The sequence below is a fragment of the Albidovulum sp. genome (genome assembly GCF_049646345.1).
Taxonomy (GTDB): Bacteria; Pseudomonadota; Alphaproteobacteria; order Rhodobacterales; family Rhodobacteraceae; genus Albidovulum.
Genome location: NZ_JBARVQ010000004.1, coordinates 1 through 2,723, shown reverse-complemented (window position 1 = coordinate 2,723; position 2,723 = coordinate 1). Strand labels below are relative to the sequence as shown.

Below are 2,723 nucleotides of genomic sequence, written 5' to 3'. Positions count from 1 at the left end.
GAGCATCTCAAGGCGCTCGCGCTGGTTTCCCGCACGATGCGCGACGCCTCAATCTGCGCGAAGCTGCGCGCCAATGCCGATCCCGCGGCTTTGCACGCGGTCCTGACCGAGGCGCGGTCCTCCTCTCAGGCGGCGTGATGGTCGGCCATCAGGCCGACTTTTTCCATTTGCCAAAGCCGAACAGGATATAGTCGCGCGGATAAGCATCCCGTGCGGCCGCATCCAGATCGTCACCATGAATGGCCGCCAGTGGAAAGAGGGCCGTGCTGCCCAGTGCCTTCGGCGGTTGCGCGGCCTTGAGCCCCACAGACTGGGCAAGATACCCAAGATCGCTGCCCAGCCTGCTTTCCCGGCACAACAGATCGGGCGTTGCAAACTGACCAAGGCCCTGAACAAGCGTCGCCTGACTGGCCCAGAGGATGTCCTGGCGCAGACCGGTCTGCCCCGCCAGATTGGCCTTTACGAAAGTCAGGAAGGAAAGAAACGCGGCGCGATACTCAGCCTCGGACATCCCGGCAATGGCATCCTCCGGCGGCAGGGGCACGCCGTACTGCGCGCGAAGCGTCTGACGGATATCAATGAAACCCGGCCGCGTCAGGAGGGCCGAAAAGATATCATTCGCCCGCTCCAGCGGATGGCGCAGCACGGTGAAGCTGCGGTGCCCACGCGACTTGCGCATCCAGACCCGCAAGGTCTTTTGGGTAAACTCCTCCAGCAGCCCGCCCTCGCCCAGTTGCGCCATCCACTCGCGTAACGGCGCATCGGGGATGGGTTGCAACGGCATGTACAGCAGCGGTGCACCGGCAGCGGCAATGAAACGCGGGACACCCGGGCCACGACGGGGTTCGAAATTCGGGGTCCGGTAGAGGTTTGCCCAGTCGATCCGTTCAAGGGCCGCTTCCATTTCCGGGTAGTTGCGGACCTTGTTCTCCATCTCTTCGGGATTCTGGCGGATCAGTGTATCGGCGATCGCCTCAATCCGGTCTTCCCGGCCCAGATGCTGCAACAGGCCGTTGATGACATCGGTCCTGAGCGAATCCTCGTAGTCCAGATAGAAAGCCGTCTGGCCACTGATCTGCAACGCATTCAACACACGGATCTGGAATTGCTGGCGCTCATGCAGGAAGGCTTCGAATTCGGCGGGCTTGAAGGGTGGTTTCCAGTGAACCTTGTCCTTCACATCCGTGAGCTGCCAGCGCTTGGTATTATAGGCGATCTTGAGGCTGACATAACAATCGACGGGATTGCGGGTCAGAACGATCTTGGCGCAGCGCGGATCGTTCAGGATGGCGTCCACCACACGCGGCTCGTGATCGAAGAAAAAACGGAAGCCGTTGAACCCTTCGGCCTGACGAATCCGCTCCAGAAGCGCTGCCGGGTCTTTCAGGCGCTCCGCCATCGTGACGCCGAACAGGTCCTTGTTGCGCGGCCTGCCAACGTAATCGGGGTTGAACGCTTCGCCGTGGCAGGAAAGCCCCGCGACCTGCTCCAGCGTCGCTTCCAGAAGGTTGGACCCGGTGCGCATTTCCGCAAGGATCACGAAATAGTCGAAGGGTCGCGTCACCTGCCCCCCTTAACGCACAAGATAGGGACGGCCACGGTCCTCGCTCGGCGGGCGCGGCTCACCCCCGACTGTGAAATCGCCCATCAGCGTGGGTTTCATGCCCTGGTTCTTCAGGTTTTGCAGGAACTGCCCGAACCCGGTCAGATCGGCCATCTTTGGCGCTTCGGTCAATTGCCGGGTTGCGCGCGGGCGGATCTCATCGATGATCGTCTGCAATGGCTCCATCGGGTTCTCGATGAACTCGGCCATGGTCCAGATCCGGAGCCGCGCCTTGACATACATCGTCCGGAGGATCTGCAGATGCTCTGTCTCGATCTTCTGCAACCGCGCGGCTTCCTTCCGGATATCGGCAAAGTTCAGGTTCGACTGCATCAGTGGGACCGCCCATGCGCCGGAGATGACCGAAATCTGGGCATTCGGATCGGTGGCGATGAACCAGTTGCAATCCTGATTGTCACGCGGGCTGAACTGAAAGCATTGCCGTTCGCCGCGTGTGTTCCAGATCAGATTTGTCAGGAAGGATTTCGGATTGTAATCCCGCAAGGCAGCACTGTCCGACAGGGCACCGTTATAGATCGTCTCACCACCGGAAAACGCGACACGGTCCGGGGCGAACAGGTGACCATGGACGCGGCCACCGACAGCCTTGCCCAACCACAGGTCGAAATTGTCGAACAGGTCCGAAAAGCCGTGAAACACCGAATAGGGCATGCAGGTCTTGCCGTTTTCATGGTCCCGCATCGGAAACCGGCTTTGCATGTAAAGACCTGCCCGCCCGCGGGTCCGCCGCTCCACCGCCTTGGCGAAGAGGCGGTCGATCTTGCCGGGGCTGGGTTCAGCCCGGGCGACCTGCTGGGATACAGGGGTCAGGAACGTCCGGTAGAGACGGTCGGCGCGCGGCCATATCTTGCGCGCGACAAAGCAGTCGGAGCGCCTGAGAAGCTGCAGGTGGTCGTCGTAGAACGTATGCGGTTTGCCCTGATAGTCGAACTTGGACAGGGTAAGGGACCGGCTTTCGATCAGGGTCGCATAGCGCCGGGCGAGCGTCTGGAAATAGCTTTCGTCGGGAATCCAGACCCGGCGGAAATAGCGGTCGTACCGCGCCCGGTGCGGATCTTGCAGAATGGCCGACAGGGTCTGCCGTGTCAGGCACCACCAC

2 protein-coding genes and 1 pseudogene are annotated in these 2,723 nt (G+C 61.2%); 1 reads left to right on the top strand and 2 read right to left on the bottom strand.

From position 1 onward, the window contains the following. Window positions 1–138: pseudogene (locus WBB85_RS00105) on the top strand (PTS lactose transporter subunit IIC); the annotation flags it as partial. Between the two features lie 10 nt (window positions 139–148). Here WBB85_RS00105 and WBB85_RS00100 read toward each other — a convergent pair. Further along, window positions 149–1,564 (bottom strand): nodulation protein NodH, encoded by a 1,416-nt coding sequence (locus WBB85_RS00100; RefSeq protein ID WP_432636587.1) that lies wholly within the window; start codon window positions 1,562–1,564, stop codon window positions 149–151. 9 nt (window positions 1,565–1,573) lie between these two features. Continuing rightward, a partial coding sequence (locus WBB85_RS00095; protein WP_432636586.1) for a beta-1,6-N-acetylglucosaminyltransferase occupies window positions 1,574–2,723 on the bottom strand: 1,150 nt, incomplete at its 5' end.